Origin of the sequence: Alloprevotella rava (assembly GCF_014195585.1) — a bacterium.
Lineage (GTDB): Bacteria > Bacteroidota > Bacteroidia > Bacteroidales > Bacteroidaceae > Alloprevotella > Alloprevotella rava.
Genome location: NZ_JACICA010000004.1, coordinates 86,789 through 102,486, shown reverse-complemented (window position 1 = coordinate 102,486; position 15,698 = coordinate 86,789). Strand labels below are relative to the sequence as shown.

Annotated in this window: 10 protein-coding genes; 5 read left to right on the top strand and 5 right to left on the bottom strand. The window is 43.1% G+C overall.

What is annotated here, in order from left to right; genetic code table 11:
- Position 1: 1 nt before the first annotated feature.
- Positions 2–1,375: a signal recognition particle protein gene (ffh, locus tag FHS60_RS05200; protein WP_183695967.1), complete on the bottom strand. Its 1,374-nt coding sequence runs from the start codon at positions 1,373–1,375 to the stop codon at positions 2–4.
- Between the two features lie 329 nt (positions 1,376–1,704).
- Between ffh and FHS60_RS05195 the strand changes: the two genes are divergently transcribed.
- Positions 1,705–3,252: a hypothetical protein gene (locus FHS60_RS05195; RefSeq protein ID WP_183695964.1), complete on the top strand. Its 1,548-nt coding sequence runs from the start codon at positions 1,705–1,707 to the stop codon at positions 3,250–3,252.
- Between the two features lie 691 nt (positions 3,253–3,943).
- Here the strand turns inward: FHS60_RS05195 and FHS60_RS05190 are convergent.
- The gene (locus tag FHS60_RS05190) at positions 3,944–4,507 is read right to left on the bottom strand and encodes a histidine phosphatase family protein (RefSeq protein ID WP_183695961.1); all 564 of its coding nucleotides are present in this window, start codon (positions 4,505–4,507) and stop codon (positions 3,944–3,946) included.
- A 182-nt stretch (positions 4,508–4,689) separates the two neighbouring features.
- On the opposite strand from FHS60_RS05190, the gene FHS60_RS05185 reads away from it, so the two are divergent.
- The 3 genes from FHS60_RS05185 to FHS60_RS05175 all read left to right on the top strand — a co-directional run bounded on the left by FHS60_RS05185 (position 4,690) and on the right by FHS60_RS05175 (position 10,038).
- Entirely contained in the window at positions 4,690–5,280 is a 591-nt protein-coding gene (locus FHS60_RS05185) for an HdeD family acid-resistance protein (RefSeq protein WP_183695958.1), read from the top strand.
- 46 nt (positions 5,281–5,326) lie between these two features.
- Entirely contained in the window at positions 5,327–7,039 is a 1,713-nt protein-coding gene (locus tag FHS60_RS05180; RefSeq protein ID WP_183695955.1) for an ArnT family glycosyltransferase, read from the top strand.
- A gap of 230 nt (positions 7,040–7,269) precedes the next feature.
- On the top strand, positions 7,270–10,038 hold the full coding sequence (locus tag FHS60_RS05175; protein WP_183695952.1) for a DUF3472 domain-containing protein: 2,769 nt from the start codon (positions 7,270–7,272) through the stop codon (positions 10,036–10,038).
- A 151-nt stretch (positions 10,039–10,189) separates the two neighbouring features.
- On the opposite strand, the gene FHS60_RS05170 is transcribed toward FHS60_RS05175, so the two are convergent.
- On the bottom strand, positions 10,190–11,119 hold the full coding sequence (locus FHS60_RS05170) for a glycosyltransferase family 2 protein (RefSeq protein ID WP_183695949.1): 930 nt from the start codon (positions 11,117–11,119) through the stop codon (positions 10,190–10,192).
- A gap of 481 nt (positions 11,120–11,600) precedes the next feature.
- Between FHS60_RS05170 and FHS60_RS05165 the strand changes: the two genes are divergently transcribed.
- The gene (locus FHS60_RS05165; RefSeq protein WP_183695945.1) at positions 11,601–13,787 is read left to right on the top strand and encodes a glutamine synthetase III family protein; all 2,187 of its coding nucleotides are present in this window, start codon (positions 11,601–11,603) and stop codon (positions 13,785–13,787) included.
- A gap of 95 nt (positions 13,788–13,882) precedes the next feature.
- On the opposite strand, the gene FHS60_RS05160 is transcribed toward FHS60_RS05165, so the two are convergent.
- Both FHS60_RS05160 and FHS60_RS05155 read right to left on the bottom strand, forming a co-directional pair.
- Positions 13,883–15,007, bottom strand: a complete 1,125-nt coding sequence (locus tag FHS60_RS05160) for an energy transducer TonB (protein ID WP_183695942.1) — start codon at positions 15,005–15,007, stop codon at positions 13,883–13,885.
- A 126-nt stretch (positions 15,008–15,133) separates the two neighbouring features.
- The gene (locus FHS60_RS05155; RefSeq protein WP_183695939.1) at positions 15,134–15,658 is read right to left on the bottom strand and encodes a hypothetical protein; all 525 of its coding nucleotides are present in this window, start codon (positions 15,656–15,658) and stop codon (positions 15,134–15,136) included.
- Between the last annotated feature and the right edge of the window lie 40 nt (positions 15,659–15,698).

Genomic DNA, 15,698 nt, shown 5'->3' with positions numbered 1-15,698 from the left:
CTTATTTATTAAAATCAGGCATTTCCATACCGTCGGGCATCTTCGGCATCTTTCCCTTAGGCATTCGCGCCATTAGATTTGCCATCTTGTTTCCCGTCATCATCTTCATCATCTTACGCGTTTGATCAAATTGCTTGATGAGGCGACCCACTTCTTGCGTGCTCGTACCGCTACCTTTTGCAATTCGATTGCGACGACTTGTGTTTAAGATTTCTGGACGGCGACGCTCCTCAGGTGTCATACTCTGAATGATTGCTTCAATTCCTTTAAATGCATTATCGTCAATCTCCACATCTTTCAAAGCCTTTCCAACGCCAGGAATCATTGAGGCCAACTCCTTCAAATTACCCATCTTCTTGATTTGCTGAATCTGGGCTAAGAAGTCGTTAAAGTCAAATTGGTTCTTTTGGATTTTTCGTTGAAGTCGCTTAGCTTCTTCTTCATCATACTGCTGCTGAGCGCGCTCCACAAGGGTTACAACATCACCCATACCCAAAATACGGTCTGCCATACGCGCAGGATGGAAGAAGTCAAGAGCTTCCAATTTCTCACCCGTACCAACAAACTTGATAGGCTTATTCACAACCGTACGAATACTCAATGCTGCACCACCGCGGGTATCGCCATCGAGCTTGGTCAGTACCACACCGTCAAAATCGAGACGCTCATTAAATTCCTTCGCAGTATTAACAGCATCCTGACCTGTCATTGAGTCAACAACGAAAAGCGTTTCGTCCGGATTGATACCTTCTTTAATGGCTGCGATCTCGTTCATCATCTGCTCATCAACAGCCAAACGACCAGCAGTATCGACAATCACCAGATCATAATTCTTTGCTTTTGCCTCATGGATAGCTCGCTGAGCAATAGCAACCGGATCTTTGCAATCTGGCTCACTATAAACGGGCACTTCTATTTGCTCACCAAGAACCTTCAATTGCTCAATAGCGGCAGGACGATAAACATCGCAAGCCACGAGCAACGGTTTCTTGTTTTTCTTCGTTTTCATGAGCAAGGCCAGCTTACCGCTCATCGTGGTTTTACCAGAACCTTGCAGACCAGACATAAGCACTACTGCGGGATGACCGTCAATCTTAAAGTCGGCGGTTTCACCGCCCATCAAATGTGCCAATTCGTCGTGGACAACCTTAACGAGTAATTGGCCAGGCTTCACGGCTGTCAGTACATTTTGTCCCAAAGCCTTCTGCTTCACATCATCGGTAAAGGACTTAGCCACTTTATAGTTCACGTCGGCATCAATCAGCGCACGGCGTATGTCCTTCATTGTCTCAGCCACATTTATTTCGGTGATGCGGCCCTCACCTTTCAATATTTTGAAAGACCGTTCTAGTCTTTCACTAAGATTTTCAAACATACATTGTTAAATTTGCGCGCAAAGATACGAAGATTCAATGATGTAAGCAAGAAATGCCTTATTCCTACTAATTATGAGACGACCGCTTCCACTAAAGCACTATTTCTATCATCAATAAAACAATACTGATTTTATGCTCCTGTAATTCAAGAGCAGTCTCAACAAAAATTGCAATACAGAGTTTTCATTCTAGCCATGTTTTGCACATATTATCATATTAGGTGCAAAATTTATGCACAAAAACTTTTGAGTTGTGCGCAAATAATCTACCTTTGCCGCCGTTTTGAACAAGAAACAGGAAAATTAAACAAATTGCTCAATACTATAATATGAGAAAATTAACACTTGCTGCAGCACTTCTGCTGTGTGCTTCTGCTCATGCAGGCGGTTATCTTACCAACACAAATCAAAGCGTAGCTTTCTTACGCAATCCTGCTCGCGATGCAGCCATTGGTATTGATGGTGCCTACTTCAATCCCGCGGGTATCGGCTTTCTCTCTCGTGGCTGGCACCTCTCTCTAAATATTGAAAGTGCTTATCAAACTCGCGAAATCACCAGTAGCTTTGGCTCTGTAAACAACCGTAGCCTCTTTGCTTTAGGACAAGGCAATCCCTCCGACGGAGTGAAAACCTTCAAGGGAAAAGCTCAAGCACCTGTGTTCCCTACGCTCGATTTAGCAGCGGTTTATAATAAATGGTTCTTCTCCGCCCACTTTGGTATTACTGGCGGTGGCGGAAAATGTGCTTACAATAATGGTCTTGGCTCGTTTGAAAGTCAGGTGGCTATGCTTCCTGTCATTGTAAACACGGCTTCTAATGCTATTACTGGACAAAATGCAGCCGCAGGTTATTCTTACAATAGCTATGTTCGCGGTCGTCAATACTACATTGGCGGTCAGCTGAATGCAGGCTACAAAATTAACAGTAAGCTGAATCTCTCTCTGGGCGTACGTGCAGTTTATGCCACTACAAATTATTATGGCTATGTGCGCGACATGAAAGTGATTACGACAACAGGACAGGCTGTCGACCTCCCCACTCTACTCACACAATTCAATATGCCCACACTTGCTAAAGGCGTTAGCAATTTAACAGGCGACCGCAATCTAAACTGCGATCAATCTGGCTGGGGTATAACGCCTATTCTGGGTATTGACTGGAAGAGTGGCCGTTGGAACTTAGCTGCAAAGTGGGAGTTTAAGACTCGCTTGCGCCTAAAAAATAAGAGCGGAGAAAACACTAGTGGTTTGGAAGAATTTGACGATGGCAAGACAATTCCTGCCGATCTTCCTACCTATCTCTCAGGTGGTATTCAGTACACAGCGCTCAACGACAGCAGTTTGCGCTTCAATGTTGGTGCTCACTGGTTCCGCGATAAAGCAGCAACACAGTATAAGCACCGCGAGAACAAGCTCGGTGGTGATGGTTTTGAGTTCCTCGGAGGTGTTGAATGGGATGTAAAAAAATGGGCTACAGTCAGTCTCGGTGCTCAATACACCAACTATGGTTTGGGCAAAGGCGACTTCTTGAACAATATCTCTTTCGTTACAGATTCTTGGAGTCTTGGCTTCGGTGCTAAATTCCAGATTCGTAAGAATATGGCCATCAATGTGGCTTACTTCAAGACCTTCTACCTCGGCTTCGATAAGCACATGAAGGACTATAACGATTTGAAAGCAAACCTTGGAGGACAGCTTTCAGAAAAGCTCACAGCACTCGGCAAAGCAGCCGCTGCAGGACAAATTCACTTGACTCCTACCGAACAAACTGTGATGAGCAAGCTCCCAACAGCTTTGGGGACCTTCAATACAGCAGGTACGGATCACTTCGACCGCACTAACGATGTATTCGGTGTAAGTTTGGATATCAACTTCTAATTAAATATTATCTTGATTTTTTGGAATCCCGTAGGCCGTGAGATTTGCGGGATTTTTATTGTGAATTCACTCAAATTAAACAAGAAATAATACTCCCCTCTATGTCTCTTTAAGCCCTTAAAAAGCATTCCCTGAAGCTTCGGTGAAACATTTTAATGTTACATATAACTCATAAAATAATAGCTTACGTACTCGGTGAAGCTTCAGAAGCTTTTTCGCAACTTCCTAATAGAGGGAATGTACCTATCATAATAGAAAATCGCAAATATCCTTATTACATTTGAAAATACAATAAGGAGGTGAGCTGACAGCCTTATTGCGTTGGCTGACGCGCTTATTGTAATTAAGAGAATTATACAGGAATATAGAAATCAGAAAGGGGCTCTCTTCTCCTTGTTTTATTTTTTTTCGTTGTCACGTCGTCACGTTGTCACAATAGAAGTATAACTAACTGAAAGAGTTAGCGTTAGAAGTGTGACAACAAAATCAAGAATAAAAGTTGTTGTCACGCTTATAAGTCTTTAATTACCAACAACTTTGAGGCAGTCGTGACAACGTGACAACAAAATGTAAGTTTTTTTATGGTAGGAGAACAGAGGCGAAATCCATTTTATGCTTGCCTTTCCTCCCTCATCCTTATTCGGTATTTCTGGGTTCAGAAAGTATGGTCTATACCGCAAAGAGAAGTTTACTAATTAGCCGTTGCGCCGGTTTCTTCTGTTTCGCGATGCTGCAATACGATAGGCTGTATTAGTTCAAGAAGTCGCACTTCGGCATTTTTCATACAAGACACTTCGCGAATCGTTTTTCCAGTGTTACAAGCTTGGAGAGCTCTACTAAATAAGCCATGACTAACGGCCAATACTCGTTTTCCGTCATAGTCATGAAGCAACATATTTATAAAGGTTGCAGCGCGTTCAAACACATGTTCTACAGTCTCTACTGATGGAGGAAAATCATAAGTATCTATATCGGCAATTTTCTTTCCCGTCACCTCTCCCCAATCTCTTTCGCGAAGGATCGGCGTTTTTATCATAGGTAGCTGCAAAACCTCATTCAGCAGTTCAGCAGTTTGTACCGTACGATGTAAATCGCTTACAAACATTACATCGAAATGCTGCCCTCTCAACTCTTCTCCCAAAACACGAGCTTGTTCCTTTCCCTGCTCTGAAAGGTTTCCTGGCATCAATCCTTGCAACACTCCTTCAGCATTTTCTATTGTTTCGCCATGACGCACTAAATATAATTGTACCATTTCTTCTATTTCTTAATGCGCGACAAAGGTACGTAATTATTCAGCGTAAGAAAACATTTCAACGCACAACACTCCGTTTCTTCACATGTTAAATCCAAGGAGAATCAGACAAAAGCGAACAAAGAGGGCAAAATATCTCATAGAATGCGTAAATTTGCGAAAAATCAAAAAACGCAACGTTCATGACAAACTCAGTGAGAAATTTAGTTCTACGAGCCTTTTGCCTTTTGGTATTAGGAATTATCCTTCTTGTATATTCCAATAATATAGCAGACGCTATTGTTCAAGCTATCGGTGCCTTACTCATCATACCTGGACTTTTCTCTATCGGCTGTCTTTTTCGCGAAAAAAAATCACAAGGCGAGGTAGCTCTATCCCTCATTCTAGGTAGTGCCACCATCGTTTTAGGGTCCATACTTCTTATTTGGCCCTCTATGTTTATCAGTGCTCTTATGTACACTTTAGCAGGTTTTTTGATTCTCGCGGGCACGGCGCAGTTCACTTCACGCTGGCACATGCAAAAACAAGGTATTGAGTTTGACAAACTTTCCTACTTTGTCCCCGTACTAACTCTGCTAGCGGGCATTGTTGTCATAGCTTTCCCGTTGGAAACTGCGAGTATTCCGTTCTGTATTATTGGTGCAGCTTTCTGTCTTTATGCTATCTTGGAGTTTGTCTCTGCTTGGCAAATCAGAAAGTATAAAAAAACACATCCAAAGTCAACTATAGTTGTTGACGAAGCTGAAGAAACTAAAACTGACACACAAGAATGATCAGAAGAATCTAAACATCCCTTTACGCTCATTTATATTATAAAAGATGAACGACTCTCAAAAATATCGCTCCAACCTCATTACTATTATTCTTATAGCCACTCTGACGCTGATTCCCTTTATCGGTTTGACGGACTTTAACACTAAGGGCGAACCGCGCGAAGCCATTGTAGCCTTTACAATGCTCGACACTAATAATTGGATTCTGCCGCAAAATAATGGCGATGAATTTGCCTACAAACCTCCCATGTACCATTGGCTCGTAGCTGCCACCTCTGTTGTTATTGGTAGCGTCAATGAGTTTAGCGCCCGTTTTCCTTCCGCCGTGGCTGGAGTTGTTTTAGCCGTAATGACTTTCTGCTTCTTCGCTCGGCGCAAGAACCAACAAACAGCTCTTCTCACATCGGTCATCATGCTCACGACATTTGAGGTTCATCGAGCAGCCACAAACTGTCGAGTAGATATGGTGCTCACTCTCTTCATTGTGTTAGCACTTTATCAGCTCTTCCGATGGATGGAGCGCGATTTGCGCGGTATTCCTATTTGGGCCATTCTTTGGATGGGCTGCGGAATGCTGACAAAAGGCCCAGTAGCAATTATCCTACCATGCTTAGTAAGCTGCGTATTCCTCTGGATACAAGGCCGCAGTTTTTGGTCTGTCACTTGGCGTTTTGCTCTCACTGCCATGGGCGCAATGATTCTCCCGTGCCTTTGGTACTACGCTGCATGGCTACAAGGAGGCGACAAATTCTTGTATCTGATTTATGAAGAAAACGTGTTGCGCTTCCTCGGTAAGATGCCTTACAGTTCTCATGAGAATGGAGCGTGGTATTATCCCGTCATACTATTGAGCAGTGCAGTACCTTATACGCTCTTCTGCCTCATGGCTCTCTTCACCATCCAACGCGAACAATGGCGAAAGCTCAAAATTCTGAAAAGTGCGTGGTGGAAAAGATTATGGGAGCACATCCGCAAAATGGACCAAGTGGAACTCTTCTCCCTGTTAGCCATTGTTCTCATCATCGTATTCTATACCATCCCCAAAAGCAAACGAGGTGTTTACATTCTCCCCGTATATCCTTTCGTGGCATACTTTGTGACGCGCCTTTTCGAGTACCTCTCTGCCGTGCGACCTCGCATTGTAAAGGTTTTTGGATGGATATTGGCAACGATTGTAGGAGTTGTTTTTGTTGGAATGATTATTATTAAATCGGGCATTATTCCCGATAGCATTTTCCACGGCCGACATGCGACTGAATATATCACTATGCTCCACGCATTGGCCAATAATTCACTCACAAGCAGCAACAATAGCGTATTTCTTATTGTGTGCGTCATTGCCATCTATCTCTACTACTCCTTATCTCAATTGGGACGCCCCGTTCAAGATGTGGTCTATAATGCCTTACTCGCTTTCCTCTTGCTCGATGCTCTTTTGCTACCGCCACTGATGAGCTCTCGCTCCGATAAACCTTTGGCCGCAGAAGTGGAAAACTATGCGAAGCAAAAACCGCTCTATTCTTTTGTGGATGATAAGGATAAGATGCTTCATTTCTTCACGCTCAACTTCTACTGTCATAACCGCATCCAAATTTTTAATCCTGAAGTTCATTCTGGATTACTCCTCATTGGCGATCGCGACGTTGCAACCTTTAGTCGTCTCAATCCAAACATACAACTAGAGCCTATTCGCGACTTCCATCATCGCAGTTGTGACACTCGCCAAAACATTCTTCTCTACGAGTTTCAAACGAAATAAGTTGAACAAAACAAGAGAGTCTAAGTATTGCCTCACTTTTTCCCTAAATAAAGGCAGACAGAAGATTTCATTCTGTCTGCCTTTCTCCTAAATAAGAGTCTTTACTGCAAATTTGCATAAAGAAACTTCATTTTTCACAGTTTTTTACATCGAACCTCCAAATATCTTTATATTTTTGTCACATAAAAATAACAAAATTACTATTACCAATACTAAACTATCATTCAAAAATGAGAAAATTACTACTTCTCAGCATTATCTTGCTATTCAGCACCTTATCGCTATCGGCACAGACAAGCTGGACAATTAGTGTAGAACCCAAAGGAACTACAGGCGGTTACATTGTAGACACACAAGGCAACAGCACCGACAAGGTCGGTTATAGCTCTTTGTATCCACCTGCTGGATTCTGCCCTGCCTGGTATATCCGTTTCCCCAAAGGCACATACACCGTAAAATCGAGAAATAATGGAACGATAGACGTGCGCAACATGAATACCGAAGTTGATGTCAGCACACAAAACAATGCTCACAACTTCACTTTTACCACGCCTTCAGCAGGTTGGTATCGCTTTATCTTACGCGGAGTTTCAGCAAACACGTCGATGGGCGACTTTACAATCTCATCCACAAATGTCAGTGGAGCAAATGCTGTTTATTTAGCCGATTGGCGAAGTGTTCCCTCTCTCCATCTCAATGGATTTGGCTCCACAGCTCCAGAACTACCCAATGGCAATGCATTTGACTGGATTTATGACGAAGTACAAATTCCAGAAACGTCCGACTATCTGGGAACATACGTTGAAGCCTTTGGTTTCAAGAATGGTTACATCGGCATCCAAAACAACGGCAAGATGAAAAATGGAGCTATGAACCATACTATTATCTTCTCCTCTTGGGATAACGGTGATACAGATTCAAACCCATCTTTGGCTGCCTACAAGCGTAGCGGCATCATCGGTATTGACAGCACTCTACAAAATACAGTTGTTGAACGTTTTGGAGGAGAAGGCACGGGTTGCCATGTAATTCTCAACGGCGATTATTGGAAACCGGGCAAATGGGTACGTTTTCTGCTGAACGTTCGTCCAGAACAGATTCAGTTGAAAGATGGCTCAAACTACGAGAACACTATTATCTCTGCATGGTATAACGTACGTGGTGAAGACAACGAATGGCACTATATCTCCTCACAGCGCATGGCAGGTCAGTCGCTCTTTTTCGGTTCAGGATTCAATGCTTTCTTGGAAGAATATACACGAGGCAACACCAGTCAAGGAAATGCTAAGCATCAAGCTTACTACCGTCGAATTTTCACACGTTCTATGCAGGGTGGCAATTGGTACAACCGCAATATCTTCTCGTTTGGTCACACTGATGGTGGAGATAATAAAGGCGCACGCAATGACCGCCATCAGACCTATGTAGATTATGACGGAGAACAAGCCATTTTGATGCAATCTGGCGGATACATAGAACCTAATCAACCACAAGGTGATGGTAGATCTTTCACTATCAATTATCTCGAACCAGGCGATTTCCTTCCATCCGATGAAACGTTGACGGCACTCATTGAACGTAACGTAAAACCAGCTTTGCGCACACAGGATGTACAGCGTATGCAAACAGCACTTGAAGACGCATTCACAGAGTTACCTCAAAACAAATGGACAGTAAAGAATTTCAGTTCAGAAGAGACTGAAGGTGAAGGGAGCAATAACGGACGTGCGAACCTCGTACTTGACGGAAATGCCACAACTTATTGGCATTCCAATTGGAGTACGGGCTCAAGCTACACCTACCCACACTTCATTACCTTCACACATGATGGTGACATCCAATTAGACCGTATTACGCTAACCACACATAGCGGCCATTCAGCTTCTAAGTACATTGCAAAAACTGTAAAGGTTCAAATTTCCCAAAACAATGGTAGGTCGTGGACAACAGAAGGCACATACACTCTAGGAAACGGTACTTCTCAGAGCATCCAGCTCTCCTCTCCACTCTCTTTGCCCAACGGTAGTTGGCTACGCCTCTATTTTACTGAAGGTTATGACTCGGGCGTTGCACATTATATGGCGATATCCGAAGTAAACTTCTTCTCAAAAAGCATTGAAGCACTGCGCCAATTAGTAAAGAAATACTACGAGAATGCAGGAAAGCTCAATAATTACTCACAAGAAGATGTTAACACATATCTCAGTGATGTTTATTCTCATCTTGACACAGCCACATCCGAAGAAATACAAAAAGCTCTCACCGCCCTCTCGCACCATGGGAAACTGGCTAAATACGGTTCAATCATGGCCGAAAGTAATCTCAGCGCTGAGCGTGCATATATAATAGAGAACACATACGGCTATGGTTCGCTACTAAATATTGAAGGACAAAACTACCCAACCCTGCGTGGAGCAAATCCCAAAGATGGTGTAACAGCTCTCAATCTTTACCAGCAGAAGTATGAACTAACAGACTCTGCAGCAAACTGGATGATTGTGGGTGCTGAGAAAAACTCCAAGCGAGTGTACTTCATATATAATATGAAAACAAAGAAGTTCCTCAATCCTGCCAATGCAGGTGAAGGTTCGGAAAGTTCTATGAGCGACACCCCTATTTACATTCGCCTACGCAAAGGAACAAGTGGTTTCATTATGACTGCCGTCAATCAAACCACGAAATTCTCTACTGGTAAAGATGCTTATGCAGATCCCACTACAGCAAATGGGGGAGCACTCACTCAGAGCAGCCGGACATACCAAAACGGTAATTACTGGAACATTTACGATAACTATAGTATCACGCCTAATAAGGAACTTATTGCAGCTTTGCGCCAAGCAGCCAAAACAGGAGTCTTCGATATCACTGGTATCAATGATATAGAAAGCACCGACACGATGACCTCTCCTAATGTTTATGACTTGCAAGGCCGCCGGGTCCAGCAGCCTCTTACTACTGGGCTCTATATCATCAATGGTAAAAAGATCCTTGTAAAATAAAGGAAGAAGAAACGCTAAATCCAGAAACGGGTAGAACTTTCGTCCTACCCGTTTCTTTTTCTATTCAAAAGCATTAAAACTTCCGTCCTCTTTTCCCAACAGTTTCCTCCTCAGCTCTGCATAAAATAGTTTGGGTCAAAGAAGCAAAAATCTAAATTGTTTTCTCCACAATATAACGTGGGCGGCGCTTTACTTCAGAGTAAATTTTTCCGACATACTCGCCTATCACGCCAAGAGCAACTAGAATAGCTCCGCCAATAAACCAAAGAGAGACGAGTAAACTTGTCCAACCTTGTATGGTTCTCCCTTCGGCATAAACCACGATGGCATAGATAATTGCCGCTAAGGAGATAAACATAAAAATCAGTCCAAGGTAAGTAATATAGCGCAAAGGTCGCACGGAGAAGGATGTTATCCCATCAACAGCAAAGCTTATCATCTTGCCAAGTGGATATTTCGACTCTCCTGCTTGACGCTCCTTTCTATCATAGAGTACAACCGCAGTTTGAAAGCCTAAGGTTCTTACCATGCCTCGAAGAAAAAGGTTGCGCTCTGAATATTCTGACAAAGCTTCGAGAGCACGACGACTCAGAAGTCGGAAATCGGCGTGATTATAAAGCACATCACCTCCCAAGCCTCGCATCAATTTATAAAAAGTTTGTGCTGTTGTACGCTTAAACCAAGTGTCGGTTTTGCGAGCACGCCGAACGCCATAAACAATGTCTTTCCCCTCAAGAAAACGTCGAACCATTTCGTGAATGGCCTCAACATCATCTTGCAAATCGGCATCAATAGAAATAGCTGCATCCGCATGATGTGTAGCCCAGTCCAATCCAGCCCATAACGCGCGCTGATGCCCCACATTATGCGCCAACTTCAAGCCGCCCACACATCCATTCTTTTGCGAATAGGCTTCGATAAGATTCCAAGTGGAATCACTCGAGCCATCATCAACATAGAGAATGCGAGCATCCACCGCTTGCTCTGTCTTTAATTTCTCACACACAGAAAGCAGCACCTCATTGGTGGCGAACAAAACGGGTTCTTCGTTATAACACGGAACAACTATGGCTATTTGCATTTTCCAGTTCTTTTTGGGGTTTCTAATGCAAAGGTAATAATTTCGCAAGAAGTTGATCGTAAGGTCCAACTTCAAGTGTAAATTTTCCCCTCTCTCTGCCCTCTATGAAGGCTTTTTATCGGAAGACTTTTTTCTTACCTAAAATTCATCTTATATTTGCAGCTGAAAATTTAGATTGGCTCATGGCTCATAAAATTGAACTAGCAAAAATGTACAGCACAACCACATGGTATTGCTCGCTGAACTCGCCAAAACATCTATCGGAAGTGTCTAACGAGGGGTGTAGTTACAAGGTTTGCGCTGCTATTAATGCGTTCAATAGTGCCGTCAAAGCCTGTGTACAATAGCTACAACGATAGTCCCCCATCTCTCCTTGAAGTTTTGGGGGACACTTGTTTACAGATCGTAGAGCCCCAAAACAAGCAAGAGGGGTTACAAAGTCCCCCCTAATTAAAAAGTATCTCGTAACCAACAATAGAATATGAGTTTAAGATTCAGAGTCGTTGAAGACGCGTTTAAGAAAAGTCCTATAGAAGTTGTAGCTCCCAAGGAGCGACCGTCAGAATACTACGCCAAGTACGTCTTCAATCGAGAAAAGATGTTCCACTATCTCCCCCAAGAAACGTTCAAACGATACTGCGAAGCCATTGAGCAAGGCACTCCACTCAACCTCAACGTGGCCGACTCTATTGCGCAGGGCATGAAACGCTGGGCAATGGAAATGGGCGCAACCCACTGCACTCACTGGTTTCAGCCACTCACGGAAGGAACAGCAGAGAAGCACGATGCCTTTGTTGAGCACGATGGCAAGGGGGGGATGATTGAAGAATTTAGCGGCAAAGCCCTTGTCCAGCAAGAGCCCGACGCCTCTTCTTTCCCTAGCGGTGGCATCCGCTCCACTTTCGAAGCCCGCGGCTATTCGGCGTGGGACCCTGCATCTCCCGTTTTCATCATCGGCGACACGCTGATGATTCCCACAGTATTTATCGCCTACACAGGAGAGGCTCTCGACTATAAAGTGCCTTTAAAAAAATCTCTTGCCGCACTCGACCATGCTGCAACAGGTGTTGCACAATACTTCTATCCAGAAGTGAAAAAGGTGGCAACAAATCTGGGCTGGGAGCAAGAATACTTCCTAGTGGATGAAGATCTTTATGGTGCTCGACCAGATCTCCTACTAACTGGACGCACACTGATGGGACACGACTCTGCGAAGAATCAACAGATGGACGACCACTACTTTGGCTCTATTCCCGAGCGTGTGGCGGCTTTCATGAAAGATTTAGAAATCCAAGCACTCGAACTCGGTATTCCCTGCAAAACACGTCACAATGAGGTAGCCCCCAATCAGTTTGAATTAGCCCCAATCTATGAGGAATGCAACTTGGCAGTGGATCACAATATGTTACTCATGTCGCTGATGAAACGTGTTGCACGCAAGCACGGCTTCCACTGTTTGCTCCACGAAAAGCCTTTCAATGGCGTCAATGGTTCGGGCAAACACGAAAACTGGTCGCTCATTACTGACACGGGCATACTGCTCCACGCACCAGGCAAAACATCTGAAGAAAATTTGCGCTTTGCCGTTTTTGTTGTTGAATCGCTCATGGGGGTTTATCGCCACAACGGATTGCTCAAAGCTTCCATCATGAGTGCCACCAACGCCCATCGCCTAGGTGCTAACGAAGCTCCCCCTGCCATCATTTCTTCTTTCCTCGGACAGCAGATCGACGACTTACTCGATCATATTGAAGTTTCCTCCAAGGAAGAATTCTTCACACTCGAAGGCAAACACGGACTCCGCCTCGATGTTCCGCAGATTCCAGAACTCATGATCGATTCTGCCGATCGCAACCGCACCTCTCCTTTTGCCTTCACGGGTAATCGCTTTGAGTTCCGTGCAGTAGGCTCGAGTGCCAACTGTGCCAGTGCGCTCATTGTGCTGAACACTGCAATGGCTGAAGCTCTCACCCATTTCAAAACACGTGTAGATGCTTTGATTGAGAAAGGTGATAGCACAGTCAGCGCAATCCTCGACGTACTTCGCGAAGACATCAAAAAGTGCAAGGCCATTCGCTTTAGTGGCAATGGCTATAGCGATGAGTGGAAGAAAGAAGCTGAAAAGCGCGGACTCGACTGCGAAACAAGTAGCCCTCTTATTTTCGATCGCTACTTGGACGACGCTACGGTTAAGATGTTCGAATCAATGAACGTCATGAACTTCCACGAACTCAAGGCGCGTAACGAAATCAAATGGGAGACTTACTATAAGAAACTTCAGATTGAAGCGCGTGTTCTTGGCGATCTTTGCCTCAATCATATCATCCCTGTGGCTACGAAATACCAAAGTGCTCTCGTTGATAATGTCTACAAAATACAACAGACCTTCCCTACCGACCGCGCAAAGGAACTCTGCGCCTATAATGTCGACTTGATTGAGAAAATCAACAAACACCTCAACTTCATTGCTGAGAATGTCGACTTGATGGTGGAAGAGCGCAAAAAGGCAAACAAAATTGAGAGTGAACGCGAAAAGGCCATTACCTATCATGACAAAATAGAACCCTTCTTCGATAATATCCGCTACCACATAGACAAACTCGAACTTATTGTTGAGGACGAAACGTGGCCCCTTCCCAAATACCGCGAACTACTCTTTATTCGCTAAAAAAATAACTGCGCACAATACAAATGAACAAGAGAGATTACCTTGCAAGGAAATCTCTCTTATTTTTTAGATATAACAGCAAAAGTTCAATTCTGCTATTTCAATTTAAAAGTAATAGGAAGAGTAAAATCTGATTTAACAGGAGTCTTATTCACCATCTTTGGAGTCCATCGAGGCATTTTAGAAATCACTCTCATCACTTCTTGATCCGCTTCAGGACTAAGACTACGAACTATTTTTACATCAGAAATTGTTCCATCTTCATTCACTGTAAACCTTACAACAACCTTTCCCTCAACGTCTTCTTTTACAGTTTGAGGATACCTCATTTCGTTTATCATAAAATTCATCATTTCTCTGTATCCACCAGGAAATGAAGCCTCTGTCTCTTCTATCTTCTTATCTAACGCATCCCATGATGTATATCCCGACTTAGAACGTATATGTATAAAAGGAACATTATATGGCAAATTTTCTATCTCCGATTTTAATTTATTAGGCAAATATCTAAACGTACAACCATAGTTATAAAACGCCAACTCCAAAAGTCCTTTATGTTCTTTTCTTACGTCCGAGACAAACTCTTTTCCATTGACAACTGACGCTTGTTTAATAGAATCGTATGCCTGCAAAAAATCCATAGCACTAATTTCTGAATCTTGATTCCCTCCCGCGCGTTTTTCGCCAGTTCGATTATCTATATACAAACTTTTCAAAAAAAGTCCATGGCTATAATCTTCCGTATATGTATAATAAGTATCTTGACGACGCCATTGCCCATCAGGGAATCCGTTCCCATCAAAGATAATTGAGATAGTATCACCTTTTAAGATTCTTGTGGCAGCGCCTACAAAACGATTATTACGCACCATTGCCTGAACTCTCTCTAATCGTTTTGGTGTCTGAAAGATTAACTTATAAGCTCCATCAACAACTCCCCTCTTAAAGTATATTGTTTCTTTATATTCTTTTCCGCTTTTCTTATTCAGATAATGTCCACGCCAACAACCATCCATTCGGTTATGCTTAAAGCCCCCCGTTATTGTATAGTTCAACTTTTTAAAAGTAAAAGTTCCGTGTAAAACAAAAGAACCATCCTTTCCTTCATAAAAAGTATAAAGAGCCCTTCCGTCCTCATACGGGCCATCAAAAGTCTGCAACTTTTGCGCAAACACTAACTGAGAGAACAATAGAGTAAAAACAAAAAGAATGTATCTCATGACGCTATCTTTTGATGTTTTTTTTATAGATTTCTGTTACAAATATATGCTTTATACCAAGCAAGCCCCATATTCTGCAAAAGTTTTCAAACTGTTAGTTGCCACTTCTCCCCTAAAAAAGAGTGGTTACTGTTTTTGGTACTTACTCATATTCCAATTTGCATAGCGCAGCAAATTATCGCAAAGTACTTCGGAATTAGAAAAATCCCCCCAATAGTAATAATAATTAGAGATGCCCAGAGCGGCACACTCAATCCAGAAAGTTTTTTGATACTTCCCGTAGTGAACATACACTTGCTCGTGGCGCACTCGGTGCTCTTTCCCGTCTAACAGCACAAAGCCCATACTATTTTCGTAGATACGTATTTCAGAGAACGATTGCTTTCGCCGCCACAAAATGAAAGTGCCGATGGCCAGAGGTATAAGCGCAACCCAAAACTCATTGATAAGAAAATTTGCATTTTTAGTACCTCCTTGGACACCACAAACAGAAATCGCAAAATCGGTAATTTCTGTTTGAATAAAAGAGAAACGCGTTGCAAGAAGTATGAAGAGAACAACTGTCCACACAATGACGACTCCTTTCCATTTGCCTTTTCCTGCGTATTGGCTCATATCCAATACGTGCTTAGAAACCAATGTATCTTCCATTTCTAAAGTTATATATAGTAATAAATTAAAAAAGTCGCAC